Source organism: Streptomyces sp. NPDC086777 (assembly GCF_040702065.1).
Classification (GTDB): Bacteria; Actinomycetota; Actinomycetes; order Streptomycetales; family Streptomycetaceae; genus Streptomyces.
This window is the reverse complement of sequence record NZ_JBFBJI010000004.1, coordinates 376,321-402,429: the sequence shown is the minus strand read 5'-3', so window position 1 is coordinate 402,429 and position 26,109 is coordinate 376,321. Positions and strand designations below refer to the sequence as shown.

Below are 26,109 nucleotides of genomic sequence, written 5' to 3'. Positions count from 1 at the left end.
CTGTCAGCCGCAGTGTCAGAACACGTCGACGTCTTCGCGACGTACAGCACGTTGGATGCCGCTGTGTCCGCCGTGGCCGGGCCACTGGACGCAACCGGGAGGGCCAGGCCCAGCAGCGCGAAAGCCGCGGCCCGGGAAGGCCCCGCAATTCTCTTCAATTGTGTCCTTTTGTATCTCTATGGGCTGGAGAGATGGGCACTTCCAGGGAACATCTGAAATATCATCGGAGGGGCCCGGAGGCCGGATTTTAGCCCCCGAATCATCACGGGCAGTCCCGAAGCTGGTCATGGATTAGCCAAACCCGAGATGGGTGCAGTTCGTCTGAAGTGAATCTCCAGATCATGCGGTGAGGTCGTATCCCCGCGGGCCAGGCGCAGGACAGAGACGCTAGTGCTCGCGGTGCGCGTGGTAAGTCCAGTAGGTGTCGAGAACGCCTTTGTCGATCAATGCGGGGTGTTCAAGGGCCGCTGCGGCGCTGTGAAGGCCCCAGCGGGCGCCGGTGATGTCGAGGCGGCCGCTCAGATAGCGGCAGCAGGTGTCAACCGCTTCCCACCGGCCGGCACGGCCCTCTGTTCCGAGACGGAACTGGCCTTGAGGCTGATCGTGCGGCCATCCGTTTGGTCCGTCTGCGATGCCGGGGGACCGGCGGGCGCGATGACCCTCCCATCCATGACGGAAGGCGCCGGGTCGGCGGTGACGATGGCGTCCGAGAGCGGGCCACGTGGCCCGGGAAACAGCACGTTCGGCATGACGTCCCCGCGCAGGCGCGCTGCACCAGACGGTTTCAGGCGCCCATGCACACTTGCGTGCGCCCATATCCGCATTCGTACAGTGCCGAGCCATGTCAGCATCTACGGAAGAGGTACTCGACAGGCTCAGCACGAAGATCCCCGTCCGTATCAATTCGACCGCCGCTCTGGTCACGGACACGGACAAGGCAGCCGCGGCCATCGACCGACAGCGCGCACGCAAGCACAAGGAGAAGGAGCCGAGTTCCCGTAAACCCGAACTCGGTCCGTTACAGGGCGACGGCCGGCAGGATCTCGTCACCACGCCCTGGGAACTGCTCGGCGTCTTCGCGCGGGCGACCGCACTCGCCCGTCAGGGACGTGGGAGAGGACTCTCCGAACACTGGCAGGGGCTTAAGTACTGCCAGGCTCTGGCGACCGGCCCCGGCGACCACCTGGCCCTGTCCGAGGAGGGCCAGAGTCCGGAACTCTCCTGCTGTGCCATGCAGGCACGGGAGTTGGGGCGAGCCTTCGGACTCGCCGTCGCGGAACGCACCGTGCGCAACCGCTTCCTAGACCACATGGTCTCCATCCTGGACGCGGAAGCCGTACTGCTGGCGGGCTTCGCACGCTCCTGCCCGCGACCATGTGTCGGGAACGTCCCGCATCCACAGGTGCGGAACCGCAGTGGAGCAGTCCCGCCCCGCATGGCGTCCCCACGCGGAGGCGTGCCCATAGCGTGCCCATAAGACCGGACAACCACGGTGAACAGCGGTGCGAACCCAGCACTCGAAACTGCACCCCGGGCGACATACCCGCAGGTCAGAAGCCATGCCGCCATCCAAGCGCCGTCGCTTCCCAAGCTGAGAGCGCGAGTTCGATTCTCGTCACCCGCTCCATGGAGAAGGCCCAGGTCAGAGACCCGGGCCTTTTTGCTGTCCGTCGTGATCAGTTGTCGCGTGCCGGATTCGCGCCGAAGGGGTGGCCGTCTGGATCGAGGGCGCTGTCGTACGGCATGGCCGTAGTTTCCTGGTGGGTCCGTCCGCTCGGGGAGCTGATGGACACCCCAAGCGCGGGTCGATACGTGCGAAGCGGTTCTCGGTACCGAGTGGTCAGCTGCCGGAGAGCCAGTCCGCCAAGTCGTAGACGGTGTGGCAGTAGGGGTCGTGGACGTCCTTGCGCACGCGTTCCAGCTCGCCCAGCAGAAGGACCGGGAGCGCGGCGTGCACCGCTGTTACGCCGACTGCGACGGAGCCCTTCTCGTCTTGGAGAGGGAGGTCGATGCCGAACGGGGGTGCGTCCTGTGATTCGGGGGTGTCCAGGTAGAGGCGGCACGTTGTCCGGTCGAGGAGGAAGAAGCCGCGCAGGCGCAGTTCTGGAGGCTCTTCCGGCTCCGGAGGGAGGGAGAATGCGGCCGCCGCGGCGTGCAGTGCGTCCGGAACCTCGAAACGTGGCTCGGCGACAAAGGCTTGAACGAGGGCGGATGCGTCTATCACGGGGATCCCGAAGGCGTCGCGCGGTGCCTCCGAGATTTCGCGTTCCGAGCGGTCGGCCGTCACGCCGCGCAGCGCGGCTGCTAGGTCCCCTGCGGGGATGTTCCCGCCCTGGGTGTCCGTGAGCGGTACGTCGAAGGCGACGGAGCTGTCGAGTCGCTGCCCGTCCCAGAGGACGACGCGGCCGGCACCGGGCCGGCCCGGAGAGATCACCACGCCTCGGACCAGCCGGACGTCCGGTCCGAACATGAAGGCCGTGACACGGCTGAGCATTTCGTGTGCCAGCCCGGCCTGCAGACCGGACAGGCCCGTCTCGTCCCATGCCATCGAGTGCTCCGTCATACTCGGTTCAACGCGTCCGGGCATTTGTTGACACCCTGACAGAACGCCGTGATCACACCGATCTTGTCGTCGGTGTCGGCGAGCTTGTACTTGCGGTCGCTGGTCTCCCAGTGGTACTGCGCAATGATTTTGACCTTGGCGAGAATGATCCCGAGGGTGTCGTACAGCACGGCGCCGTACACCTTGCGGGTCCTCGTGCTCCCTCGCTCGGGATGCTCGTTCACCGCTGCCCTGATGACTTTCTCGCTGTGGATGTTGTGCGGTCCGGAGAAGTGGACCCAGCCGAAAAACCGGTTTCCCTGACGGGTTGGGATGTAGCGCCCGTCCTTGTCATGGGCCACGAACTTCACCACGCTCCAGTGGCTGCTCGCGGCATCATCGTCTGCCGCCGCGTCACCCTCGCCGGTATCGGAGTCGGCAGCGGCGACGGCCCTGTTCGTGTCGTCCGCCGCGGCGGAATCTGCCACGGAGTTCGAACCGGCCACGGCTTCGTAAGTGAGCCCCTGCTGGGTTGCTCTGGCGGCTCCGAAGGTCTGGACGTATTGCTCATCGGAAGCGAGGAGAAGCTGCCCCCGTCTTGAGGCGCCAGCGGATGCCGATCGCGTCGGCGAGGGCGTCGACCTGGGCGACGGTGGCGATACGACGTTCGGCGGCTGACTCCTTGCCCGCGCCCTTGATCCGGCACGGGTTGCGGCTGATCAGTTCGTCGTCGACGGCGGTTTCCATGATGGCTTTGACGAGGCGGTACGCCTTGGCGACGGTTGTCTTTGCACCGGTTGCGCGGAGCCGCTCGCTGCGCCACTCACGGACGCGAGGGGCGGTGATCTCGTCCAGGTCGAGGGCGCCGAAGGCCGGGAAAATGTGGACCCTGAGGAGGTCTTCGTACAGGTCCACGGTACGTACGGACAGTTCCCGCTCTTCGACCCACTTCTCGGCGTACGTCCGGAAGTTGACCGCTCTAGCGTCGGGAGCCCGCCGGTCGCCACGGGCGCGGGCGCGTCGTTGACACCGTCACCGACGACCATCACCTTGCGTCCGGACTCCTCCAGTTCCCGGACCGCTCGCACCTTGTGCTCGGGGAGCAGCCCGGCGCGTACGTCCGCGATGCCGACCTCGGCGGCCAACAGGGCCGCGGCGCGCGGATTGTCGCCGGTCAGCAGGAGAGGTGCCGTTCCGGTCAGCGCCGTCAGGGAGACGACGGTGGACCTGCCGTCCGGGCGGAGACGGTCGGCGATCCCGAGGACACCGAGGGGCTTGCCGTCCGCCATGACCGGAACGGCGGTCCGGCCGCCGTCCTCCAGCTCGGCGCCGAGGACCGACGCACGTGCCGAGTCGGCGTCCCCGGCGCCGGCGAGCAGCCGCGCGGGAGCTCCGACCACGACCGGGCGGGAGCCCACGGTGGCCCGGACTCCCACGCCGGGCGTCGAGCCGAAGCCCTCGGCCGCCAGCAGGGCCAGGCCCCTCTCCCGTGCCGCACATGAGCCTGGGGAACGGCGTTGACCCGTGAGAACCACGAAGAAGATTTTTTCCCGCGTCAGCGCATTTCCTTGCGAAACCCCAGCTCAGTGCCTTCCAGCTTCCCATCGCTGGACGAGTAGCACCCGGCCGGGGCTCGGCGGTTTTTAGGCCGCGAGGCGCGGCTGCTGACGTCTCCGGCCGGGCGGTCCTGCCCGTACCTGCCCATGAGACCGATCAACCATGGTCAATAGCGGTGCGATCCCGCGTCCTCGTGTGCCGCGCCGGAGGGCATGGAGACGCCTCCGGTGAGTTGCTGGTTCGGCAGATCGGCGGGTGTCGGCCAGGTCAGTGTCCGCTGACGGCGAGTTCGTAGTCGCCGATCAGGTCGCCTAGCAGCGTGCCGGCGGTGAGGTCGCTGGTGACGTGGCCTGCCATGTAGAGGCGGGAGTAGAGGACTTCGTCCTGCATCCACTGGTAGTCCGCGGCGCGGTGCGGGGACAGGGCGCTGAGGAAGGTCACGGCCGCGGCGGAGCGGGTCGCGTGCCGGGAGGGGTAGGAGTAGGGGCCCTTGGCGCCGGGCTGGATGTGCTTGTCCGGGCGCAGGGTCGGGTCGAGGACGAACGGGGCCGGCTGCTTGTCCTTGGCCGCCAGTTGATCGCTGATCGTCTTGGCCAGTTTCAGGGCCGCCTTCAGCTCGGCCTTCTCGGTCTTGCCGCGCGCGACGGGGATCAGTTCACGCTGGTCGTGGAGGTAGAGCTGCCAGACGTCCTTCTTGCCGTGCAGCTCCAGCCAGGTCGCGGCCTTCTTCCCTGCCGTGGTGCGGGTCTTGGCGAGGGCCTGGTCCTGACGGAGTTCGGCGGTGCGCTGCTTCGCCGACGGCGGGGCCGGGACCTGTTGCGCCGCCCAGGCGGTGAACGCCTTGTCGTCGCGGGTGGTGCCGTGGGCCTTCGCCCATCGGGCGAAGAGGGCGTCGGCCTTTGTGCGCTGGGCATCGGCCGCCTTGGCGATCGCCGCGATCTCGGCGTCGGTGAAAAGCCTGGGCGGCGGGTCCTGCTTGATCAGGTCCGTTGCGCTCGGGTTGTTCACCGCGGAGGTGACAGCCGTGACCAACTGCGGTCGCAGGGTGCTGATGCCCACGGCCGCGACGGCGAGCAGTGCGATCAGCGGGTAGCGCCATTTGATGCCGCGCAGGACGTTCATGCGGCGGGGATCCCTTCGGGAAGCGGTGCCGGGGGCTGTGCCGGGAGCGGTGCCGGATGCGCCTCGGTGGTGAAGTGGGCGCGGGCGAGACGGCGTACGTCGTGGTCGGGCAGGCCCGGGGTGAGCAGGGACTGGCCGATGACGTACTTGCTGAGCGAGACCGGCCGGACCCCCATGCCCAGCAGCAGGCGGTCGGCGAGGGCGGGGCGTGCTCCGCCCTTGGTCTCGATCAGGACGTGCCCGGGGTCGAGCGCGACGGTCCGGTCGTCGCGACCGCAGCTGAGGGTGGAGTCGAGGGTGACGCGGCTGCCGTGGCGGAGATCGGCGAGAGCCGCGCGGACGTAGCGGACCTCTACTGCGGCGGACAGCTCCTTGACCGTGACAGGGACACCGGTCTGCTCCAGCACCGACTCGACGAACTCGGCCGCGGGGCTGGTCAGTTCGCCGTACTCGGCGGCCGGGATCCGCAGGGCGTGCTTGACCGTGGCGCCGCGGCCGTCCTTCGTCTTCACCTCCACCCGGCACAGGCCGTCCTCGGCGTACAGGCGGGTGCGGACCTTCCAGCGCCGACGCCGCTGCTGGACGTGGGCCCGCCAGGCGCCCAGCTCCGGGGTGTCGAAGTACGTACTGAAGTAGTTCGTCGTACGACGGTCGTCGCCCAGGTCGAGGACGTGGTGGCTGTCGGCGAGGCGCGCGACGAGATGGCGCGCCCGGTCGAGCGGGACCAGGTACTTGCGGTCGACACGGTGCTGGAGCGCCGCCGCCGCGTCCACCTCGGCGAGGGACGCGCCGCGCAGCTCCGCCAGACCCAGCCGGGCCGCGAGGGGCATGGTGAGGGGCGGGGCGACGGTCATGGCGCCATCACCGGCTCACTCGGCTCGGAATCCGTTGCGACGGCCGGCTCGGCAGGGTAACGAGCAGAGACCCGGGTGGTCTCACGGACGTAGTCGACCTCGTCCACAACCACCGACAGCGGCGCCTGACCGAAGCGGAAGGCCACGTCGGGGGCGATCACGGCGGGGTCCGTGTATATCCGGTCGAGGGTGAGTTTCACGGTCCGGGTCGGCGGCTCGTACGACGTGGGGTCGTCGACCACGAGGACGGCGATGAGCACCACCACGTCCAGCGCGACCACGAGCCAGGTCTGCCGCTGCGGCAGACCCGTGCACAGGGCGATCACCAGGCTGACGAAGGTGTAGGCGACGTCCCGGAGGGTGAACGCCGCGCTGCGCAGCCGGACCAGGGAGAGGATGCCGAACAGCCCGAACCCGACCCCGGCCGGGAACTTGCCGGCGCTGATCGTGCTCATCGCGGCGAACAGGCCGATGTTGAGCGCGGCCAGCACCAGCGGCATCGCGGGCACGCTGGGCCGGCGCCGGTAGAGCCAGCCGACCAGGAGCAGCAGGGCGAGGACGTCGAGACCGCCGCGGGTCATCAGATCGGTGACCGTGAGGTGGGCGGTGATGCCTTTGGCGGCGAGCACCGATGCGTGCATGGGGGTCCCTTCCGTCACGGCGCGTCAAACGGGGACTGGTCGCGGTCCGCGGAGCACCGCGACCTGAAGGACGGTAGGGATGTCACATGAACAGACCATGAAGCCTTCCCGGTGGCGGTGGAGGGTCCGGCGCGCGGTTAGCCTGGCCGGCATGCACTGCCTGGTCGTCGACGACGAGACCCGCCTGACCGATCTGGTCGTCCGCTACCTGACCGAGTCCGGTCACACCGCCGAAGGCCGCTACGACGGGCCCTCCGGCCTCGCCGCCGCCCGCGATCCGCGCCTGGACGCCGTGCTGCTGGACGTGATGCTGCCCGGCATGGACGGTGTCGAGGTGTGCCGGACGCTGCGCGGCGAGGGCATCGACGTGCCCGTGATCCTGCTCACCGCGCGTGGCGCGATCAGCGAGCGGGTGGCCGGGCTCGACGCCGGCGCCGACGACTACGTGGTCAAGCCGTTCGCGATGGAGGAGCTGCTGGCCCGGCTGCGGGCGATATCCCGGCGGCGTCCCGAGCACCCCGGGCGTCTGCAGGTCGGCGACCTCGTCCTCGACCCCGAGCAGCAGCGGGCCTGGCGGGCGGACGCCGAACTGGAGCTGTCCCGGCGGGAGTTCGACGTACTGCGGGTGCTGATGGAGAACGCCGGGTGCGTGGTCACCCGCCTCCACTTGCTCGACGAGGTCTGGGACGGCGAGACCGACCTGCGCAGCAACGCCATCGACGTGCACGTCTCCAAGGTGCGCGGCAAGGTCGACCGGGCCTTCGGCCGTACGACGATCACGACCCTGCGCGGACGCGGCTACCGCCTGGAGACCGCCCCGTGAGCCGTCCTACCAGGCGGTCGTGGCCGTGGTTCCGGCGGCTGCCCGTCGTCGCCCGTCTGGTGCTGGCCGTCGCCGTCACCATGTCCCTGGTGCTGGCGGGCACGGCGGGCCTGGTCTACTGGCGGGTCCAGGCCGCCCTGGACCGGCAGCTGAACGACGACCTGACTGCCTACCAGCGCAGTCTCGACCAGGCCGTACGGGCCAAAGGACAGCTCCCGCCCGGCCCCAGCGGCAGCCTCCGGCAGATCCTCGACGCGCAGGGCCGGGTCCTGGTCTCCAGCGACGCCCTCCACGACCGGTCGCTGCTGACCCCGGCCGAGCTGGGCGCTGCCGCGCACGGAGCCACCGTCCGGCGTGACGTCGGCTCCCTGCTGCCGATCACCTCGGACACCCTGCGGCTGCAGGCCAAGCGCGTCACAGTCGGCGGCCAGGGCCGGATCGTGGTCGCCGCCGTCCGGCGCGGACACCGCGACGAGGCGCTGCGTGAACTCCTCGCCCAGCTGGCCCTCGCCTCCGGCCTGACCCTGATCGCGGCCTCCTACGTCGGCTACCGCACCGCGCGCGCCGCACTGCGTCCCGTCGAGCGCTACCGCGGCGGTGTCGCCGGTCTCGCGGACGGCGCCCAGAACCTGCGCCTGGACGTGCCCGCCGACCGCGACGACGAGATCACCCGGCTCGGCCACACCCTCAACCAGATGCTCGACCGCCTGGCGGCGTCCGCAGAACGCGAGCGCCGGTTCGTCGCGGACGCCAGTCACGAACTGCGCACCCCGCTGACCCTGATGCGCGCCGAACTCGACGTCGCTTTGCACCGTCCCCGCTCCGCCGGCGAACTCACTGAGACCCTCCGTTCGGTGGACACCGAGGTCCAGCGCCTGATCGAGCTCTCCAACGCACTGCTGGACCTGGAAGAACTCGGCACCGCCCAGCACCTCAGCCGGGCTCCCACTGACCTCGCCGACCTCGTCGGCGCCGCCGTCGCCCCCCATCGGCGCACCGCCGAGCGGAAGGGGCGGGCCGTGACCGTCGACGCCGCCCGCGCGATCGTCGACGTCGACGATCGCTGGCTGCGGCCCGCCATCGGCAACCTGGTCGACAACGCCCTTCGGCACGGCACCGGCACCGTCCGCCTCACGGCCGCCGTCCACAAGGGCAGGCTGCGGCTGTGCGTCACGGACGAGGGGAGCGGCTTCCCACCGGAGTTCCTGCCCCGGGCGTTCGACCGCTTCGCCCGCGCCGAGGCCAGCCGCACCGGCGAGGGCTCCGGCCTGGGGCTCGCCTTCGTCCAGGCGGTGGCCACCGCCCACGGCGGCGCCGCGCACGCCGAGAACACCGAGCACGGGGTCTGCGTCGTCCTCGCCCTGCCCTGCTGACCGGCACACAGGTTCGGTGGCCGCGTACGGTGGGGGCATGGCGCCGCCGCTTCCGGGCCCGCTGGCCCACCTGGCCCCGCTGCTCACCCACTACGGCTACTGGGCCGTCGGCGGTGTCGTCCTCGTGGAGGACTTCGGAGTGCCCGCGCCGGGAGAGACCGTCCTGATCGCCGCCGGGGTCTACGCGGGGGCAGGAGATCTGAACATCGTGGCCGTGGCGGTCATCGCGTTCGCCGCCGCCGTCGTCGGGGACAACGTCGGCTATCTGATCGGCCACACCGGCGGACGGGCCTTCGTGCACCGCTGGGGCCGCTACGTGTTCCTGACGCCGGAGCGATTCGCGGCGGCCGAGGAGTTCTTCACCCGCCACGGCGGCAAGATCGTCACCGTCGCCCGCTTCGTCGAAGGACTGCGCCAGGTCAACGGCATCGTCGCGGGCACCAGCGGCATGCCCTGGCGTCGCTTCCTCGTCTTCAACGCCCTCGGCGCCGCGCTGTGGGCCGGCCTGTGGGTGAGCCTGGCCTATGTGGCGGGCACCCACATCACCGCCGTCTACGACGAGATCAGCCGCTACCAGCTCTACGCGCTCATCGCCCTCGGTGTCCTGGTCGCCGCACTCGTCCTCCGGCACGTACTGCGCCACCGGCACCGGGACTGACCCGGAGACCGTTCAGCTCTCCGGCTCGGGTACGGCCGACACCTGGCGACGGCGAACGAGCGCGACCACGCGCCCAGCCCGATCAGGGCCGCGAGGGCCCCGCAGCCGTAGGTGAGGGTGGCGAGCGAGGCGACGGCGGTGACGAGCAGCGGGCCGCCCGCGTCGCCGAGTTCGCGGCCGCAGCGGCGCCCATGGTCTGGCCGAGCCGCTCCGTGGGCGTGCTGGCGGCCAGCGCGGCGAAGCCGAGTGGCGTGATCAGCCCCGTACCGGCGCCGGTCAGGATGCCGGCGAGACCGGGCAGCATGGCGCAGGCCAGGCCGGCGAGCGGCTCGCCGCGCACCGACCGAAGTGACAGCGACCGCACTCCGTCACCGCTGGACGCCGGTTGCCTCGCTCTGCCCGAAGCGGGTCCGTAACGCCTGCCCCCGCTGCCCCCTCAATGGCCCGGACGCAGCCCGTCCACCGTGACCTGGACGAGCCTGCGTACCGCGTCCTCGGAATCCGCCCCGCTCGCCGCCCCGAGGGCGTGCAGACAGAAGCCGGCGAGCTCGTCCGGGGCCACATCGTCGCGCACCTCGCCGGACGCCACGCCCTCGGCGAGCAGGTCGCGGATGAACCCGCGCAGATGCTGCTCGGCGTGCGCGACGTGCTCCCCGCGGTGCAGCAAGGCGCCGATCTCCGCATCGTGGCCGTGGCGTCGCTGCTGGATGCGGGCGTAGGCGTCGAGCACGGCGGTGAGCCGCTGGCCCGGGGTGCCGGGCCGGTCGCGCAACGCGGCGAGCTCCCGCAGATGGCCGGAGATCTGGCGCTCGTGCCACGCCGTCATGATCGATTCGACGTCCGGGAAGTACTTGTACAGCGTGGCCCGGCCGATCCCGGTCCCCTCGGCGATCCGCGACATCGTCACCCCGCGCAGCCCATGCTCGGCCACCAACCCCGCGGTGACCTCCAGCACCGCGTCCCGTACCGCGCGGCGGTGCTCCTCGATCGTCTCGTTCCACAGCTTCGGCACCCGTGCAGTGTACGAGACGCCTCACTCGATACACCATGACTTGACGAAGACACAGTGTCTCGATAAATCTGGCGGAGTCATCCACCCGACGGAACTGAACCCCCGCGAGGAAGAGGTGGGGTTCCGTCCGCCCAGAACGGAAGGAACGAACCCATGCCGGCCTCACCCCACGGCCAGGGCGCAGCCGCTCCGCGCTCACCCGACGACCTGTACGTCACGCCGCCCCCCTGGGACATCGGCCGGCCCCAGCCGGTGTTCGCCGCCCTCGCCGCGTCCGGTGCCTTCCGGGGCCGCGTGCTGGACGCGGGCTGCGGAACCGGCGAGCACACGCTCCTGGCCGCGGGTCTCGGCCTCGATGCCACCGGCATCGACCTCGCCGCCCGCGCTCTGCGCACCGCACGGGACAAGGCACGAGAGCGGGGTTGCACGGCACGGTTCCTGCTCCACGACGCCCGCGAGCTGGCCGTACTCGCGGAGGAGTTCGACACCGTCCTGGACTGCGGCCTCTTCCACGTCTTCGGCGACGAGGACCGCGCCGCGTACGTCGACGGGCTCCGTACCCTGCTGCGCCCGAGTGGGCACTGCTTCATCCTCTGCATCAGCGACCAGGAAAGCGGTGCCTGGGGTCCGCTGCACAAGTCGAGCAGGGCTCGGGTAGAAGCCGCCTTCGCGGACGGCTGGCGGCTCGACTCCGTCGAGCCGTCCGCCATCGACATCAACGCCGAGCCCGGCCATGTCGAGGCGTGGCTCATCACCGTCACCCGGACCTGACCCCGAGGATCACCATGCCCATCGCCGAAGCCCACGTCCCGACCGACCGTCCGAGCCGGTATCTCGTCCAGCTCTGCAAACACTTCAGCAACAAGGGCCGCCACCTGGGACACCGCCCGCGCAGCCACCACACCGGTACTGACGAAACAGCCTCCGCCGCGTGTCACAAACCACTCGACATCGCCCCCGATCAGATCCGCGTCGAGTGGTCCGACACTCACGGCAGGGTCACCCTGCCCACGGGCGAGTGCGAACTCCGGGCCGCCGAGCGCGAACTCGTCCTACGGGTCGAGACCGACACCGATGAGGATCTCCGCAGACTGCAGGACCTCCTCACCATGCACATCGGCCGATTCGGCAGGCGGGACGAGCTGCGGGTGGAATGGCGGGAGTCCACGGTGATGGCCGACCCCCCGTCCCCCACGGGCCCGGCGTCCGCACGCCGCAGCCGTCTCGGATGGGCAGGGCTCGCGGCGCTCGTCGCTGTCGCCGTGGCCGTGCATCTGGGCCTGGCCGACGCGCTGCTGACCGCCTCGGGCTGGACGTCCTGGGTCCTCGGAGCGGTCCTGGTCGTGATCGTGACCAAACTCGCCGCCGTCCTGGTCGTAGGCCGCCGACTGCGCCGACGGGGCCGGCGGCGTGCCTGAAGGTCGCGCCGGGCCGCCGCCTTCCCTCCCGTTGGGCCGATCGGTCCAACGGGAGGGGGAGTTCTCAGCCCCCTCTCGACAGAGACGGGGCTGAGAACTGTCTGGTGTGGTTCGGGCGGTCGGCGGGAACGCCGGCCCGGACTCCCCGATGCGCCCTACGCGGGCAGGAGAGTCCTGACCGCTTGCCGAACGGCAGGGTCCTCAAGCAGGTGCCGCAGGTCATCCAGCTTTTTCCGGTGGCCGCGCCGTTTCCGACCGGCGGGATCGTGTCGTACTGGGGTGGTGTGACCACGCTGAGATCGAGGTAGTTCTTCTCCTCTTCCTCGAACTCCGGCGCCGACCAGGGCCGCATCCTCCCCGAGCCGTCCCAGGGGCCGAGCCGGCGCGCGAACCACATCGGGTCCTCGGGATCGGCGGCACCGTAGACGGTCTGGGGATCGAAGCGGGTCACGGGGTCGGCGTGCTGCCACATGGCGTAGAGGCGATCGACGTTCGGAGATCGTAGAACCGGAAGCCCCCGGGCATGCCGACGATCTCGCGCGCCTTCCGCCACCTCCGCCCGACGGTGCTGCGCCGGAAGGGAGCACCTTTCTCGCCCACGAAGAGCAGCCCATCCGGCCCTTGCTCGGCGTAGCTCTCCAGATGCCGGCGGAGCTCCCGGTGGAGGAACGCGGGAAGAATCGCAGTCCGGGTTCCGGCCTCGGACTTGGTGTCGCCCTGCACGCGCCGCCGGTTCATCCGCTCCGGCTCGGCGAGGCGAACGCGGACGCGCAGGTTGTCGAGGTCGACATCCCGGCGGCGGAGGGCGGGCGAGTCTGCTCCGCCACGGCATCCGGGCGGTTGAGGACGTTGGAGACGGTGCCGGTCGATACGCCGGAGCGGCGCGCCACGTCGACCGGCTTCGCCCCGGGACGGCCCTCGGACCCGTTGGCGGTTCCATGGCCGCGGAGGACGTAGGCCAGTCCGTGACACTCGCGAAGCTTCGGTCTCGTCCGGGCGATGTGGCTGGTCAGTAGGGAGGCGAGGCTCGCGAGGCGCCGTCTGCGTACAGCAGTGAAGTGCAGCAACCGCCATGCCCCTGGCCGGGCTCTCGGAGCGCCCTGCGGGTCTCGGAAGAAGGGCGGCCCGCCCCCCCGTGGCGCGGGCCGCCCGGGATTACGGTCGGTCAGTTGCGGTTGCCCGCCTTGTCCACCACGGCCGTCCTGACGATCGAATCACCACCGAGGACCTTGCCGCGTGCCGAGATCATCCGGGTGCCGACGATCCGGTAGGTCTGCGGGTCGATCAGCCACTGGTCGGCCATCGATCCACCGGTCGCAGAGTTCTCCCCACGGGAGTAGTTCAGGGCGATCACCCGGCGTCCGGCGGCGGTGTCGACCAGGTGGCCGGTGACCTTTCCGCCCGGCAGGAGTGCGAGGGCACGGTAGAGAGACGCCAGGCCCTTGGCCGGCATCACGTCGGCCGACAGCAGGACCCTGATCTCGAAGTAGTCGTTGCGTGCCTGTGAGACTTCCTTGGAGTCGGCGATGGCATCCTGCTCGCGCAGCGCCTTCAGCGTCCCCTTGCCGTCGGCCGGCAGAGCGGTGAGGACCCGGTACATCTCACGTGGCGAGCGGTCATCGCCCTCGCCGCCGTTCTCCAGGTGCATCTTGGTGACCTCGACCGGCCTGTCCCTCAGCCGGAAGGCACTGGCGGAGCCGTCGTAGCGAATCCAGTTCTCCACATCGCCCACGAATTTGGTGGACTTGTTCGCAGGCTCCTGCGCCGACTTGATGTAGATCCACTGCTTCGCCGTCGGGACGGTGCCGTCCGGCTGCCTCTGGACCGCGTCGGCGGCCTGCCGCAGGAACTCGGCCGCGCTCACCCCCTTGAAGCGCACGCCCGGCGTGGCCGCGGGCCGCACCGTGCGTCCCGTGTCCTTGCCGCCCAGCAGCAAGGTGGCGGTGACGGCGACGGCGGTCACCGCGGCCACGACCGCGACGATCGCGAACTCCCGCCGTCGCCACAACGCACGGCGCGACTCACTGGCCCGCACGGCCTCGATGAGCCGGGCCCGTCCCGGTGCGAGCCGGGCCCGGTCGGGCACCGGCACCTGTGCGCGCAGCTCGCGCACTTCGATCATCTCGTCCATGGCTACGCCACCTCCGCCGCGTCGATCACGAACGCGGGATCGGCACCCAGCGCCGTACGTACCTTGCGTCGCGCCCGGTTGAGCCGCGAACGAACCGTGCCCACCGGTATGTCCAGCGCCTCCGCGACCTCCTGGTAGGTCAGTTCGGCCCAGGCGACGAGCAGCAGGACGTGCCGGTCCGGCGCCGACAGTCCCGCGAGGGCGCCGGCCAGCGGGCCCTGTGCCGCGATCCGGCGGTCGGTGTCCTCGAGCCAGAACTCGCCCCCGGACGCGGCGAGCGGGTCGCGGCCGGTGCGGGCGAGCGCCCTGAGCGCCCGTACCTCGGCGCGGCGCTGCTTGCCGATGAGGTTCCCGGCGATGCCGTACAGCCAGGGACGCGCGTTGGCGCGCGTACGGTCGTAACGGGACCGGATCCGGAAAGCCACCAGGAAGGTGTCGGCGGTGATGTCATCGGCGGCACTGTCGCCCAGGCGACGGGCCACGTAGCGGTGGATGTCGGGGGCGTAACGGTCGTAGAGCAGGGCGAACAGCTCCGGCTGCTCCAACGACTGCGCGACTGTTTCCGCGTCGTCCTCCGTCCGTGCCACAGACGGCGGTGGTCCGCTCACAATGCTTCCCCTGACTCATCGGCGAGTGCATGTCACCTGCTGTTCCCCGCCGAGATCCAAAAAGTTCACGGTTCCGCGAAAGTCGTCGCAGCACCGGTGAACACGCGGGAGCTCAGGAGATCACCCCGCTTCAGCATCTCCCGCGCCGTACGCCGAGTACTCCAGTTGCGGATCGCTGTTCCTGCTGGTCAGTGCTGAGTTCTCGCGCGACGGCGCGCAGTGCGCGGATGTCCTCCGTGCCCACGTCCTCGACACGGCGAACGCTTACTCGCAGGGCTCCAGCGACGTGATCCTCGGCCGGGCGCTGCGGGACTTCGCCGATCATGAAGGAGCTCTCCGCCCACGGACTTCCTGCGGGCGGAGAGCTCCTTCGTGAGGTGCGGGCGGCGGTTCAGCCGATGGTTGCGATGCCGTCGGTGGTGACGGTCGGGCGGCCCGCGGTGCCCACCACGACGATCTTCAGGGTGTGCTTGGCGGAGGCCGACCAGGTCTTGGTCCAGATCGCCTGGCGGTAGAGGGTCGTGGAGGACTTCAGGTCCACCGTGGTGACCTTGGTGCCGTCGACGTAGATGTACGCCTGGCCCGAGGTCGCGGCCCGCGAGACGATCCAGGCCACCGAGCGTCCGGTGAAGGTCCAGCTGATCGAGGCCTTGGCGGACGAGGAACCGTAGGAGTACCCGCCCAGGTAGCTGGTGCTGCTCTTGCGCGTCCAGGTGCCGGTCCGGGTGGTGGAGGTCTCCTGGACGATGCTCGGCGTCCGCTGGACGGAGGCGCCGGCGGCGTTGCCGGCCACGTCGTACGCCTTCAGGGCGAACAGGTCCGACGTGCCGGGCTTGGCACTGGCCGACCAGGAGGTCGCCGTCGGGCCGAAGGTGGCCGAGGACGGCGAGGTCGACGTGACTTTGGCGAGTGCCGCGTTGTCGGCGGCCTTCCAGGTCACCGAGACCGGGACGGAGGTGGAGTTCACCGTGCCGGTGCGCAGCCGCACGCCGGGAGCGGTCGGGAAGGTGGGCGCGGTGGTGTCGCCGACCAGGGTGACCGAGCCGGACAGCGTGGTCGCCCCTCGGACGTGGGTGGCGCGCACCTGGACGGTGTGGCTGCCGGAGGCGACCGTGACCGAGGCGGAGCGGGCGGAGCCGGAGGTGTGGGCCACCGCCTTGCCGTCGACCAGGACGTCGAAGCCGGAGATCACCGCGGACGGCGTGGCTGTCGTCCAGCTCACCGTGGCCGCGCCCCTGGTGTAGTAGCTCGTCCCGGACTTGGCCGCCCCGCCGGACATCCCGGTGACGGAGACCGTGCCGACCGGGCCTGCCGCGTAGGAGCGGATCGTGCTCAGGGCGTTGTAGAGCTGGTTGCCTGGGCAGTCGGTGGCGAAGCCGTTGCGGTGCCCGGATATCGCGTTGAAGGTGTAGCTCTTGCCCAGGGAGAAGCCGTAGCTGTCGGAGGAGCCCTCGGGCAGGGACGCGGTACCGGTGCCCGGGTTCACGCCGGTCATGCCGAACTTCCAGGCCGCGATGCGGGCGATGGAGGCCAGCATCGCCTGGCTCGGCGCGGCGCCGGTGAAGGTGCTGGCCGTGGAGTCGCCGCCGCTGAGGTCGGTGTACGTGCCGATGGCGGCCACGCCCATGCTGTTGGTGTTGAACCCGTAGGTCTGGGCGCCGACGACGGGTAGCGCCATTCCGCCGAAGCGGCCCTCGAAGATGGTGCCGCACTTGTCGACGAGGAAGTTGTAACCCAGGTCGCGCCAGCCCTGGTTGAGGTGCTCGGCGTAGATGCCGCGCACGATCGCCGGGGAGTCGGCGCAGGAGTAGTTGTTGGTGGTGTCCGTGTGGTGGACGAACATCACCTTCACCGCCGAGCCGTACGACGGGTAACCCGAGTCCCGCGCACACTCGTCCGCACCCCAGCCGGCCCGGGTCACCACGGGGGGCGGTGCCACCGTCGAGACGGTCGTGGCCGGCATCGGGTCCGGCGGGGTCGCCGACGGGGCGGCGGAGGAGGTCGTGCAGGACGGGTACGCCTGGGCCGTCGTCGGAAGCTGGCTGGGCCAGGCCGTCGGGGACCCACTCGGCGAGGACGACGCGGAGGTCCCGGTGGACGGGGTGGACGTGGTGGACGGGGTGGTGGAGGTGGGGTCCGTGGCCGTGGAGGTGTCCGTGGGCGACGTGGAGTCCGTCGCGGTCGCGGTGTCCGGGGCACCGGTGCCCGTGGTGGGCGTCGCGGTGTCGGTCGGGGCGGAGCTGTCCGTCGGCGAGGCGGTGTCGCCCCCCGGCGGGGTGGCGGTGTCGGTGGCCGTCGCATCCATGGCGTAGCCCGCCATGCCCATGCCGGAGTCCGGTGTCCCGTCGGTGGCGGGCTCGCCCGGATCGACCAGGTCCACTCGCAGCCCGGCGGGCAGCGTGGTGGTCCTGCCCGCGCCGGTCGCGCGGACCTGGATTCCGTTCGACGGTCCTGCCCACAGCGGGGACATCCCGCCGCGCACACCGGGACGGTTCAGCTCAGCGGCGTCGGGGAGGTCGTCCGGCTGCTGCATCTTCAGCCACTGGGTCCAGTGACCGTCGGCGGCGGAACGGGTCCGCACCTCCACCGTGCCGCGCAGCTTGGCGTGCGCACCGTTCCAGGTGACACCGACCATGCTGAACGGAGCCGTGGACCGGGCCCCGAGCGTTTTGCGTGACGCACCGGATCCGGTCAGGGACAGCGAGTGGACATGCGTCTTGATCGGTCCCTGCGCGGTCGGCGCTCCACGGCCTGGTGAGCCGGCCATGGCGACGGTCGCCGCAACCACGCCGCCACCGGCTACAACCACCCCCAACGCCACCCACGTTCGCTTCTTCGGACCGGATCTCTTCGGACCGGATCGACGGCGACCGTGCCGAACGCTGTGTTCAGTTCTCATGCCCCACCCTGAAGCCCCGTTGTCGTTGTCATCAGCCATCACGGGGCACAGCCGTCACGGGAGTGCCCTGACATACCAGCGCACCCGGACGACCAGATGTCACGTTCCCGAGCCCGGGCAGGAAGGGACGCACGCCGACGCCGGCTCTCGCGGCCCTGCACACCGGAAAGCGCGAGGGGCGGCCCTTGGTACCGAGGGGCCCGCGTCATGGCCCGCCGGATCGGTGTCGTCGTCCGGGGCCCGGGGCGGACCCCGGTTCAGGCGGGGACCCGCGGAGGGGGGTCCTCGCCGGATGTCTCCGCACCCGTCGGTGCCCGTAGGGTGCCGTAGCGCTCCATGCGCTGCCACCGCAACCGCGAACCCGCCACGGCGGTGAAGACGGACTGGATGACCACCAGATACATCAGTTGGCGGTAGACGAACTGCTGCAGCGGCATGCTCCACAACGGGCCGGGGCGTTCTCCGTCCAGGCGGAACGCGTACAGGCCCATGACCAATTGCAGGAGCAGGAAGGCGAGCCAGAGAACGGTGATCCGCAACGGGTCGAGGAAGACCAGGCCGTAGAGCGCGAAGACGTCGACCACGGGGGCGAGCAGCGGCAGCAGGACCTGGAAGAGGAGGAGGTAGACCAGGCCCCGGCGGCCGAGGCGGCCTGCGGCGCCGCCCTGCACCAGCGCGCCACGGTGCTTCCACATCGCCTGCAGCGTGCCGTAGCACCAGCGGTATCGCTGCCGCCACAGGGCACCCAGGGATGCGGGCGCCTCGGTCCAGGCCACCGCCCCTTCCTCGTACACGACGCGCCAGCCGGCCCGGCACAGCGCCATGGTGAGGTCGGTGTCCTCGGCGAGGGTGACGTCGCTGACCCCGCCGAGCGCGAGCAGGGCCCGGCGCCGGAACGCCCCGACCGCGCCGGGCACGGTCGGCATGCACTCGGCGAGGTCGAAGAGGCGGCGGTCGAGGTTGAAGCCGACCACGTACTCGATGTGCTGCCAACGGCCCAGCAGTCCGCCTCGGTTGACGACCTTCGCGTTACCGGAGACGGCACCCACAGCGGGGTCGGCGAAGGGCTGCACGATCGTGCGGACGGCGTCCTGTTCGAAGACGGTGTCACCGTCGACCATGACCACCAGCTCGCAGGTGGCAGCGGCCAGGCCGGTGTTGAGCGCGGCGGGCTTGCCCGCGTTCCGCTGTCGGATCACCCGCACACCCGGCAGCCGCAGGGACTCGACGAGATCGGCGGTGCCGTCGGTGGAGCCGTCGTCCACCACGATGATCTCCACCGGGTGGTCCGAGGCGACCAGAGAGCGTACGGCCGCCTCGATTCCGGCGCTCTCGTTGTACGCCGGGACGATGACGCTGACCGGTTCGGTCACCGGCGGTCCCCACGGCCTAGCCCGGCGCCCGGTCCGCAGCCGGCGGTGCCGGCGGGCCGCGACCAGTACGACGGCCGCGCGCAGCACGCTCACCGCCCCGGCCGCGTACATCAGCACGCCAAGCAGCCGGATGGTCCCGTCGCCGAGTTGCAGCATCTTGATGAGGGCGACGCCTTGGAGGTGGTCGCCCAGCCCGGCCGTCCGGACGGGATCGGTCATGCCGACCGCGGCGCCGACCGTCGTGAACCGGAAGCCCTGTGCCTTGAGCCGTGGGATGAGCGTGCCCAGGGCGGCGACGGTCTGGGAGCGGTCGCCTCCGGCGTCGTGCATCAGCACGATCTGCCCGGTCCTGCCGTGCGGTGTCGCGTTCGCGAGGACGCGGGCGGTGCCGGGGCGCTGCCAGTCCTCGGCGTCCAGGGTGGAGAGCACCGTGACGTACCCGGCCCCGTCGGCCTGTTCGAGGACGGACCAGTCGGCGTCGTCCAGGGCGTCGTTCTCCGAGGAGTACGGCGGTCTGAGCAGCGCGGTGGTGACGCCGGCCGCGCCGGCCACCGCGAGCTGGGTCTCGCGCAGCTCCAGGGAGCGCTGCCACGGGGCGAGGCGGGAGAGGTCGGGGTGGGTGAAGGTGTGGATGCCGATCTGGTGCCCCTCGGCGACGATCCGGCGGACCAGTTCCGGGTGGGCGACGACCTGGGTGCCGACGACGAAGAAGGTCGCGTGCACGTGGTTGCGGCGCAGGACGTCGAGGATGCGCGGGGTCCAGACCGGGTCGGGGCCGTCGTCGAAGGTGAGGGCGATGGTACGGGTCTTCGGGCGGGCGGTGTGCGGGGAGCCGGCGGCGCCCGCGATCACGGGGCCGCCGTGGGCGACCTGGCCGGGTACCGCGTCGGCACGGCCGGGGGGACCGGTCACGTCGTCCGAGGTGATCCCGAACATGTGGTGGGTGTAGCCCTGCAGCAGGAGGGCCGCGGACAGGGTCACCACGAGCACGCACAGCAGCAGCCAGTGGGTGCGGGGGGTGACTCGGCGGGTGCGGCCGCGGAGGCGCGGCACGGCGGTGGGGCGGGGCACCGCGGTGCGGGGCCGGTGATCGGTCGGATCTGTCACGTCGGTGCCTGGGGTCACTTCACGGGCTTGTGGGACGCGGCGTTGGCACGCCCCTTGGCGGAGGGTGCTTCGGTGCTGGTGGCACCGGCACTGGTGGGGGGAGTCGCGGTCGTGGTCGGGGCGGCGGTCCCGGCGGGCGTCGCGGTGCTGGTGGACGTGGCCGCGGGGGTGGTCGCGGCCGCCTGCCCGCCGGTCCGGCCGGAGACCGTCCGCGGTGCGGTGGGACGGGCGTCCTGGTCCGCCGCGCCGGAGTCCGTGCTCCGCGCCGGGTGACCGTGATCCGTGCCGGCGGGGGAGCCGGGTGTGGTCGCGCGGGGCGTGGCCGGATGCGTTGTGTCGGGCAGCGGGACGAACGGCGCGCTGATGGTGGGGCCGCCCAGCAACGCGCTGACCAGCATGGCGACATAGACGCCCGCGGGGATCAACAGCAGTCGTGCGGAACGCCGCACGCGCCGCTGGCGGCGCCCCGAGGCGTCCACGAAGACGGGGCGCGCCGGATCGTTCTCCGGCGTGTCCGGCTCCGGTAGGGGACGGCCGGACTCGTCGCGGTCCGTCGGCAGCACGGTGATGACGTCACCGTGCGGAGAGTCCCACTCCGCCCCGGCGAGGCGGTCCGGCCCGGCGACGAGCACCGGTGCACCGGCGGCCCAGGGCTCCGGCTCCGCCGTCGCCGTGTCGACGGTAGTGCCGCCGGTGGCCTCGTGACCGTGTGCATACCCGTACCCGTACCCGCGGCCGGGGGGCGGCTCCTCGCCGTACCCTGCGCCGCCGTCGCCCGTCCACTGCACGAGTTCCGCCTCCCTCCAAGCCGACCGACGTGGTCGTCCGCATGGAGAGAGCGCAGCAGGCCGAAACTGTTACACCTCCCACCCCGCACGGCCACACGTCCGGCTCCGGGTCTCCGCAGGTCCCGCCTCGCGGCGCTTCCTCGCCTGTCCTGGATCGCGACCCCTCACGCCTTGGAGCGGCACTTCACCACCGCTTCCCCGCACTGGGCCGCGTGAGCGTAGAAGGTCCGCAGCTCCCGGTGCGTCATGGCGAACGCGCGGGACGTCTCGGTCTCCGCGGTCATCCCGCCGTAGCCGGGCAGCAGCCGGTCCCGGGCGAGGTCCCACAGCGTGTCGAAGTCGGAGCGCTCCAGGAATCCGGCCACCCGGCGGGTCTGGGCCGCCGTGAGGACCAGCAACGGCGGCTCGCGCCGGTCGGTGCGGAGCACGGGGCGGCCGCCGAGCACCACCTGGGCCTGTGGCCGGCCCCCCGGCGCGTCCGGCGGAGCGCCGGTGTAGAGGCGCTCCTGGTTCGCACAGCACACGTCCAGGACCTCCTCGGGGCACCGGCCGGCCGGGTGCTGGAGGGACTCCGCACCGCTCGCGAAAAGCCGCTCCAGCCAAGCCGGACTGTTGCGCAGTGCCGGGGCCGGCACCGCACGCAGACGGAGGTACGTACTCATGACAGGGGGAGCGCACCAGAGCGCCGAAGCATCACGCGCCCCAACGGTGCCGGGGACGGAGCGACCGCCCGCCGCAGGTCTGTCCGGTCCTCTCCGCGCCGCTCACGGGGGAGTCGTGAACGGTGCGGAGAGGGGGGCCGGGGGGCGGGCCTGCGGCGCCGTTACCGGTGAGGATCGCTGCTGCGGGTGCGGACGGCACCGGTTCCGCTGCGTCGCGGTCGCGTCCGCCGAATCCCGCGGCTGAGCGCCGGGAGACGGGTGATACCGGACAGCGCTCCTGGGCATTGTGACGTTTCTGTGAGCGCGCGCGCTGGTTGTCGTGGGGCCGTCGGTGCGACCGGAGCGCGGCGGTGGTGGGAAATCGGTTGTGATCGGTGCGAACGAGGGCAATCTTGGGCCAGGTGCGGCAAACCCGGCGCGTACAGGCGTACGACGGGGAGCTGGGCGCGGCGGTCGTGCGCGCCCAGGACGGCGACGAGGGCGCCTTCGCGGTCCTCTACCGGATCGTGCAGCCGGGCCTTCTGGGCTACCTGCGGGGTGTCGTCGGCGACGACGCGGAGGACGTGGCGTCCGACGCCTGGCTGGAGATAGCCCGCGACCTCGGGCGGTTCAAAGGGGACGGCGCGGGCTTTCGCGGCTGGACCGCGACCATCGCCCGGCACCGGGCACTGGATCACCTGCGTCGGCGCCGGGTGCGGCCCCAGGCCGGCGGTACCGAACAGGACGTACTGGATCTGGCCGGCCCGCACAACACGCATGAGCAGGCCCTTGAGTCCCTCTCCACGGAGTGGGCTCTGGAGTTGATCCGCGGGCTGCCGCGGGACCAGTGCGAGGCCGTGCTGCTGCGGGTCGTGGTCGGTCTGGACGGCCCGTCCGCCGCGCGCGTCCTCGGCAAGCGGCCGGGTGCGGTGCGCACGGCCGCCCACCGGGGCCTGAAGCGCCTTGCCCGTCAGCTCGGGATCGGCGGCGAGGCGGAGGAGAGTGTGACGGATGTGGCTTCCCGCGCGCTGGGGGAGTCGACATGAACGACAACCGCGACAAGATCGGCAGGCAGGCGTCGGAGCCGGCACAGGGGACGAATCGAAGCGGTCGGACAGGAACGGAAACGGACATGGGTGAACGGCTGAGCGGCGACGGGGTGGGGGGCCGTCGACGTGTGCGGCCCGGCGGCACCCTGTCGGATCCCCGGGACGCGGGTGACGACACGGCGCTGGAGGCGGCACTGGCCGCAGCCGTCCGTGCGGACGATCGCGGGCCCCAGGGCGAGCGGCAGGCCGTGGCCGCGTTCCGGGCAGCCCACGCGGCGGGCGCGTATCGCGCACGTACCCGGCGCCGGGACGACTGGCGGCCGGCAGCCGAGCGGCGGGTGCGGCGCCCGGTCAGGCTGACGTTCGGCGTGGTCTTCGCCAGCCTCGCCCTCGGTGGTGTGGCGGTCGCGGCCATCGGTTCCGTCGGCTCCTCCACCGAGGGCGCCGGACCCGGCCGGGGAACGCCGAACCCCTCGGCGACCGCCCCGAACCGGCCGGGCGGTGCGGCCTCGGCACCGTCCTCCGGCAAGGCTCGGTTGACGGACCGGCCCGCCACCGCCCAGGACACCGAAGCCCACTGCCGCGCCTACGACCAGGTCCAGGGCCATGGCAAGGCGCTCGACGCGACGGCCTGGCAACGGCTGATCGCGGCAGCCGGCGGTACGGACAAGGTGGCCGCCTACTGCGCCGAACAACTGGCAGCCGCGACGGCCAAGCCGAGCCGCTCGACCGGTTCGGGCAAGTCCGGCAAGAGTGCCGGGAACTCCGCCGCCACGGCAGGTGCCACCGCCACCGCCACCGCCACCGCCACCGCCGCTGCCGGCAACGGCCGGGCGAACGGCGGGCGGGGCAACGGCAAGAACAAGTAGCCGCCGAGACGGGGGAAGAGACTCTCCCGAGCCGCCGGGAGCGCACGTCAGAGTGGGGTCACCCGGTTCGATGCGCATCGGCGGCGCACCGTTCGGGAGCCGCGGGCGCCCGTCCTGGCCCTCGGCCTGCCGTTCCCTCGGTGAGGCCGAGTCGCGTGCGCCTGGGCCTGAAGGCGACCGCTGACCAGGTCCCGTCTGTGGACGGGACTTCAGTACCAGGACGCTCGCGTCGAAGTGGCGGATCGTCGGGCAGCACCCGGAGTGCCTTGTGGCGGCCCGGCGGGCGGACAGCTCGGAAGCCGCACCGGTCGAGGGTGAGAGGCGCGTCCAAGTGCGGAGCTCGATCGGCCCGCTGGCCGCAAGACCGCCGCGGGCGCCCCGCCGGAACCGCCGTGAGGCCTCGTCTCGCCGCTGGGGTCTCGGCGCGTTCGTCGGCATGTCGCCAGCTGATGGCGACGGCAGCGCGCCCAAGCCGTCGTGGGAGGTCACGGCGCCGCGACCGGACAGACTCGACGGCAACAGTGCGGCCCGGGAGAGCAATTCCTGTGGTCGGGAAGTGAGAAATCGACACGGCGCACGAGAAATATTCCTGAGGTGGGAGACGGCCGGGAATTGTTCACCGCGTGGGGTCGCTCACGACGTGCTACTGTCAGTATCAGTTGCAGGTGTGGTTGCCAGAATGGTTTTTCCGGCGGCTGATCATCACGGCGACACGGAAAGCGCACAGAGCGTATTCCTGACACCGTCTCCGAAGGGGAAACAAAATGGCTACTGGCACCGTGAAGTGGTTCAACGCGGAAAAGGGCTTCGGTTTCATCGAGCAGGACGGCGGCGGCGCCGACGTCTTCGCCCACTACTCCAACATCGCCGCCCAGGGCTTCCGTGAGCTGCTGGAAGGCCAGAAGGTTTCGTTCGACATCGCGCAGGGCCAGAAGGGCCCGACGGCCGAGAACATCGTTCCCGCCTGACGCGCCGGCACTGACGCATACTTCGCAGCTGGGGCCCGCACCTTGGGGTGCGGGCCCCAGCTCGCTTCATTTTCAGGGCGATTCAGCCCTGTTTTTTTCGGCTCGTTCTCGCGATTCTCTGCGCCGCTCGTTTTGCTGCGGAAATTCCTTGATACGTGCCCACGTCGAGGAAGGTTCCACATGAACCGTGCACGCACGACTCGCACACGCACGACTCGCGCATACGACCGCTTCGGAGGAAGCGCTGCCGTCGGCCGCTCCGGTGTTGCAGGCCGCTCCACGGGCAACGGAAACCGGCAGGCCGCACAAGGTGAGTTCGCACCGCCGAAGACGACCACACCGGCGTTGCCCGCCGTCGAGACGTTCGCCGATCTCGCCATGCCGACGCCGTTGCTGGCCGCGCTCGGCCACGAGGGCGTGACCGTACCGTTCCCCATCCAGGCGGCGACCCTGCCGAACTCCCTGGCCGGCCGTGACGTACTCGGTCGTGGCCGCACCGGGTCGGGCAAGACGCTCGCCTTCGGCCTCGCGGTAATGGCTCGCACGGCAGGCCGGCGCGCCGAACCACGGGAGCCGCTGGCCCTGATCCTCGTACCCACCCGTGAACTCGCCCAGCAGGTCACCGACGCGCTCACCCCGTATGCCCGCGCCGTCCGGCTGCGGCTGGCCACCGTGGTCGGCGGAATGTCGATCGGCAGGCAGGCGAGTGCGCTGCGGGCCGGGGCCGAGGTCGTCGTCGCGACACCGGGGCGGCTCAAGGACCTGATCGACCGGGGCGACTGCCGGCTGCGGGACGTCGCCGTCACTGTCCTGGACGAGGCCGACCAGATGACCGACATGGGCTTCATGCCCCAGGTCACCGCCCTGCTCGACCAGGTGCGGCCGGAGGGCCAGCGGATGCTCTTCTCGGCGACCCTGGACCGTAACGTGGACCTGTTGGTCCGTCGCTACCTGACCGACCCGGTGGTCCACTCGGTCGACCCGTCGGCCGGTGCCGTCACCACGATGGAGCACCACGTACTCCACGTGCACGACGCGGACAAGCACCGGACGACCACCGAGATCGCGGCACGGGACGGCCGGGTCATCATGTTCCTGGACACCAAGCACGCCGTGGACCGGTTGACCGAGCACCTCCTCAGCAGCGGCGTCCGCGCCGCCGCCCTGCACGGTGGCAGGTCCCAGCCGCAGCGCACCCGGACCCTGGCTCAGTTCAAGGACGGTCACGTCACGGTGCTGGTCGCCACCAACGTCGCGGCCCGCGGCATCCATGTCGACAACCTCGACCTGGTCGTCAACGTGGATCCGCCCGGCGACCACAAGGACTACCTGCACCGTGGCGGTCGTACGGCCCGTGCGGGGGAGTCCGGCAGCGTCGTCACCCTGGTGACACCCCGCCAGCGCCGCGACATGAGCCGACTGATGGCCTCGGCCGGCATCACCCCGCGCATCACTCCGGTGCGCTCGGGTGAGGCGGAGCTGAGCCGCATCACCGGCGCCCAGGCGCCGTCCGGTGTCCCGGTCGTCATCACCGCTCCGGCCGTGGAGCGTCCCCGCCGCACGTCTTCCCCGTCCCGTGGCCGTCAGGGCCGCACCGTCCAGGGGCGGCCCGCCCAGTCACGGGGCCGCAACTGGTACTTCTCCGAGGCGAGGTAGTCCTCGGTGCCCTCGGTGAG

24 protein-coding genes and 5 pseudogenes are annotated in these 26,109 nt (G+C 71.0%); 10 read left to right on the top strand and 19 right to left on the bottom strand.

All coding sequences use genetic code 11. The features are described 5' to 3' along the window. The first annotated feature begins 841 nt into the window (after positions 1-841). Positions 842-1,477: a hypothetical protein gene (locus AB0472_RS08720; RefSeq protein ID WP_366354610.1), complete on the top strand. Its 636-nt coding sequence runs from the start codon at positions 842-844 to the stop codon at positions 1,475-1,477. 363 nt (positions 1,478-1,840) lie between these two features. On the opposite strand, the gene AB0472_RS08715 is transcribed toward AB0472_RS08720, so the two are convergent. The 7 genes and pseudogenes from AB0472_RS08715 to AB0472_RS08685 form a co-directional block, all read right to left on the bottom strand. Continuing rightward, positions 1,841-2,548, bottom strand: a complete 708-nt coding sequence (locus tag AB0472_RS08715) for a hypothetical protein (protein ID WP_366354608.1) — start codon at positions 2,546-2,548, stop codon at positions 1,841-1,843. 11 nt (positions 2,549-2,559) lie between these two features. After that, positions 2,560-3,048 (bottom strand): hypothetical protein, encoded by a 489-nt coding sequence (locus tag AB0472_RS08710; protein WP_366354607.1) that lies wholly within the window; start codon positions 3,046-3,048, stop codon positions 2,560-2,562. 94 nt (positions 3,049-3,142) lie between these two features. Next, positions 3,143-3,550 (bottom strand): annotated as a pseudogene (locus AB0472_RS08705) (site-specific integrase); the annotation flags it as partial. 2 nt (positions 3,551-3,552) lie between these two features. Further along, positions 3,553-4,038, bottom strand: a pseudogene (locus tag AB0472_RS08700) (HAD-IC family P-type ATPase); the annotation flags it as partial. 328 nt (positions 4,039-4,366) lie between these two features. Next, positions 4,367-5,221: a phosphatase PAP2 family protein gene (locus AB0472_RS08695; protein ID WP_366354605.1), complete on the bottom strand. Its 855-nt coding sequence runs from the start codon at positions 5,219-5,221 to the stop codon at positions 4,367-4,369. Beyond that, complete coding sequence (locus tag AB0472_RS08690) at positions 5,218-6,075, bottom strand: polyphosphate polymerase domain-containing protein (RefSeq protein WP_366354603.1); 858 nt, start codon at positions 6,073-6,075, stop codon at positions 5,218-5,220. Before AB0472_RS08690 ends, AB0472_RS08695 begins: the two co-directional genes overlap by 4 nt. Further along, positions 6,072-6,716, bottom strand: coding sequence for a DUF4956 domain-containing protein (locus tag AB0472_RS08685; RefSeq protein ID WP_366354601.1), 645 nt, complete (start codon positions 6,714-6,716; stop codon positions 6,072-6,074). Before AB0472_RS08685 ends, AB0472_RS08690 begins: the two co-directional genes overlap by 4 nt. A 151-nt stretch (positions 6,717-6,867) precedes the next feature. Between AB0472_RS08685 and AB0472_RS08680 the strand changes: the two genes are divergently transcribed. Genes AB0472_RS08680 through AB0472_RS08670 form a run of 3 tightly spaced genes read left to right on the top strand, consistent with a single transcriptional unit; the run spans position 6,868 to position 9,570 of the window. After that, complete coding sequence (locus AB0472_RS08680; RefSeq protein WP_366354599.1) at positions 6,868-7,539, top strand: response regulator transcription factor; 672 nt, start codon at positions 6,868-6,870, stop codon at positions 7,537-7,539. Next, the gene (locus tag AB0472_RS08675; RefSeq protein ID WP_366354597.1) at positions 7,536-8,912 is read left to right on the top strand and encodes a HAMP domain-containing sensor histidine kinase; all 1,377 of its coding nucleotides are present in this window, start codon (positions 7,536-7,538) and stop codon (positions 8,910-8,912) included. Before AB0472_RS08680 ends, AB0472_RS08675 begins: the two co-directional genes overlap by 4 nt. Before the next feature lie 37 nt (positions 8,913-8,949). Further along, entirely contained in the window at positions 8,950-9,570 is a 621-nt protein-coding gene (locus AB0472_RS08670) for a DedA family protein (RefSeq protein ID WP_366354595.1), read from the top strand. Between the two features lie 82 nt (positions 9,571-9,652). On the opposite strand, the gene AB0472_RS08665 is transcribed toward AB0472_RS08670, so the two are convergent. Together AB0472_RS08665 and AB0472_RS08660 are read right to left on the bottom strand one after the other, a co-directional pair. After that, positions 9,653-9,910 (bottom strand): hypothetical protein, encoded by a 258-nt coding sequence (locus tag AB0472_RS08665; RefSeq protein ID WP_366354593.1) that lies wholly within the window; start codon positions 9,908-9,910, stop codon positions 9,653-9,655. A gap of 96 nt (positions 9,911-10,006) precedes the next feature. Continuing rightward, a complete protein-coding gene (locus tag AB0472_RS08660) occupies positions 10,007-10,582 on the bottom strand; it encodes a TetR/AcrR family transcriptional regulator (RefSeq protein WP_366354592.1) in 576 nt (191 codons plus the stop codon). Positions 10,583-10,735: 153 nt separating this feature from the next. On the opposite strand from AB0472_RS08660, the gene AB0472_RS08655 reads away from it, so the two are divergent. Together AB0472_RS08655 and AB0472_RS08650 are read left to right on the top strand one after the other, a co-directional pair. Then, positions 10,736-11,353, top strand: a complete 618-nt coding sequence (locus AB0472_RS08655; RefSeq protein WP_366354590.1) for a class I SAM-dependent methyltransferase — start codon at positions 10,736-10,738, stop codon at positions 11,351-11,353. Between the two features lie 14 nt (positions 11,354-11,367). Beyond that, a complete protein-coding gene (locus tag AB0472_RS08650; protein WP_366354589.1) occupies positions 11,368-12,000 on the top strand; it encodes a DUF2218 domain-containing protein in 633 nt (210 codons plus the stop codon). 64 nt (positions 12,001-12,064) lie between these two features. Here AB0472_RS08650 and AB0472_RS08645 read toward each other — a convergent pair whose 3' ends face one another. The 9 genes and pseudogenes from AB0472_RS08645 to AB0472_RS08605 all read right to left on the bottom strand — a co-directional run bounded on the left by AB0472_RS08645 (position 12,065) and on the right by AB0472_RS08605 (position 21,568). Then, the gene (locus AB0472_RS08645) at positions 12,065-12,472 is read right to left on the bottom strand and encodes a hypothetical protein (RefSeq protein WP_366354587.1); all 408 of its coding nucleotides are present in this window, start codon (positions 12,470-12,472) and stop codon (positions 12,065-12,067) included. Between the two features lie 20 nt (positions 12,473-12,492). After that, a pseudogene (locus tag AB0472_RS08640) lies at positions 12,493-12,804 on the bottom strand (site-specific integrase); the annotation flags it as partial. A gap of 5 nt (positions 12,805-12,809) precedes the next feature. Further along, positions 12,810-13,025: pseudogene (locus AB0472_RS08635) on the bottom strand (LacI family DNA-binding transcriptional regulator); the annotation flags it as partial. Positions 13,026-13,165: 140 nt separating this feature from the next. Further along, positions 13,166-14,131 (bottom strand): CU044_5270 family protein, encoded by a 966-nt coding sequence (locus AB0472_RS08630; protein WP_366354586.1) that lies wholly within the window; start codon positions 14,129-14,131, stop codon positions 13,166-13,168. A 2-nt stretch (positions 14,132-14,133) separates the two neighbouring features. After that, entirely contained in the window at positions 14,134-14,739 is a 606-nt protein-coding gene (locus AB0472_RS08625; protein ID WP_366354584.1) for a sigma-70 family RNA polymerase sigma factor, read from the bottom strand. A gap of 391 nt (positions 14,740-15,130) precedes the next feature. After that, a complete protein-coding gene (locus tag AB0472_RS08620) occupies positions 15,131-17,374 on the bottom strand; it encodes a peptidoglycan recognition protein (RefSeq protein ID WP_366354582.1) in 2,244 nt (747 codons plus the stop codon). Between the two features lie 521 nt (positions 17,375-17,895). Continuing rightward, the gene (locus AB0472_RS08615; RefSeq protein ID WP_366354580.1) at positions 17,896-20,118 is read right to left on the bottom strand and encodes a bifunctional polysaccharide deacetylase/glycosyltransferase family 2 protein; all 2,223 of its coding nucleotides are present in this window, start codon (positions 20,116-20,118) and stop codon (positions 17,896-17,898) included. A 14-nt stretch (positions 20,119-20,132) separates the two neighbouring features. Continuing rightward, a complete protein-coding gene (locus AB0472_RS08610) occupies positions 20,133-20,906 on the bottom strand; it encodes a hypothetical protein (protein WP_366354578.1) in 774 nt (257 codons plus the stop codon). A 164-nt stretch (positions 20,907-21,070) separates the two neighbouring features. Then, positions 21,071-21,568, bottom strand: a complete 498-nt coding sequence (locus AB0472_RS08605; RefSeq protein ID WP_366354576.1) for a DUF1877 family protein — start codon at positions 21,566-21,568, stop codon at positions 21,071-21,073. 392 nt (positions 21,569-21,960) lie between these two features. On the opposite strand from AB0472_RS08605, the gene AB0472_RS08600 reads away from it, so the two are divergent. Continuing rightward, the gene (locus AB0472_RS08600) at positions 21,961-22,593 is read left to right on the top strand and encodes an RNA polymerase sigma factor (protein WP_366354574.1); all 633 of its coding nucleotides are present in this window, start codon (positions 21,961-21,963) and stop codon (positions 22,591-22,593) included. 86 nt (positions 22,594-22,679) lie between these two features. Then, positions 22,680-23,465 carry a hypothetical protein gene (locus AB0472_RS08595; protein WP_366354572.1) on the top strand — a complete coding sequence of 262 codons (786 nt, stop codon included), beginning with the start codon at positions 22,680-22,682 and terminating at the stop codon, positions 23,463-23,465. Positions 23,466-23,697: 232 nt separating this feature from the next. On the opposite strand, the pseudogene AB0472_RS08590 reads toward AB0472_RS08595, so the two are convergent. After that, positions 23,698-23,793 (bottom strand): annotated as a pseudogene (locus AB0472_RS08590) (VapC toxin family PIN domain ribonuclease); the annotation flags it as partial. 436 nt (positions 23,794-24,229) lie between these two features. Between AB0472_RS08590 and AB0472_RS08585 the strand changes: the two are divergent. Both AB0472_RS08585 and AB0472_RS08580 read left to right on the top strand, forming a co-directional pair. Next, positions 24,230-24,433 (top strand): cold-shock protein, encoded by a 204-nt coding sequence (locus AB0472_RS08585; protein ID WP_004986771.1) that lies wholly within the window; start codon positions 24,230-24,232, stop codon positions 24,431-24,433. Between the two features lie 180 nt (positions 24,434-24,613). After that, positions 24,614-26,089, top strand: a complete 1,476-nt coding sequence (locus AB0472_RS08580; protein ID WP_366354570.1) for a DEAD/DEAH box helicase — start codon at positions 24,614-24,616, stop codon at positions 26,087-26,089. Positions 26,090-26,109: the final 20 nt, after the last annotated feature.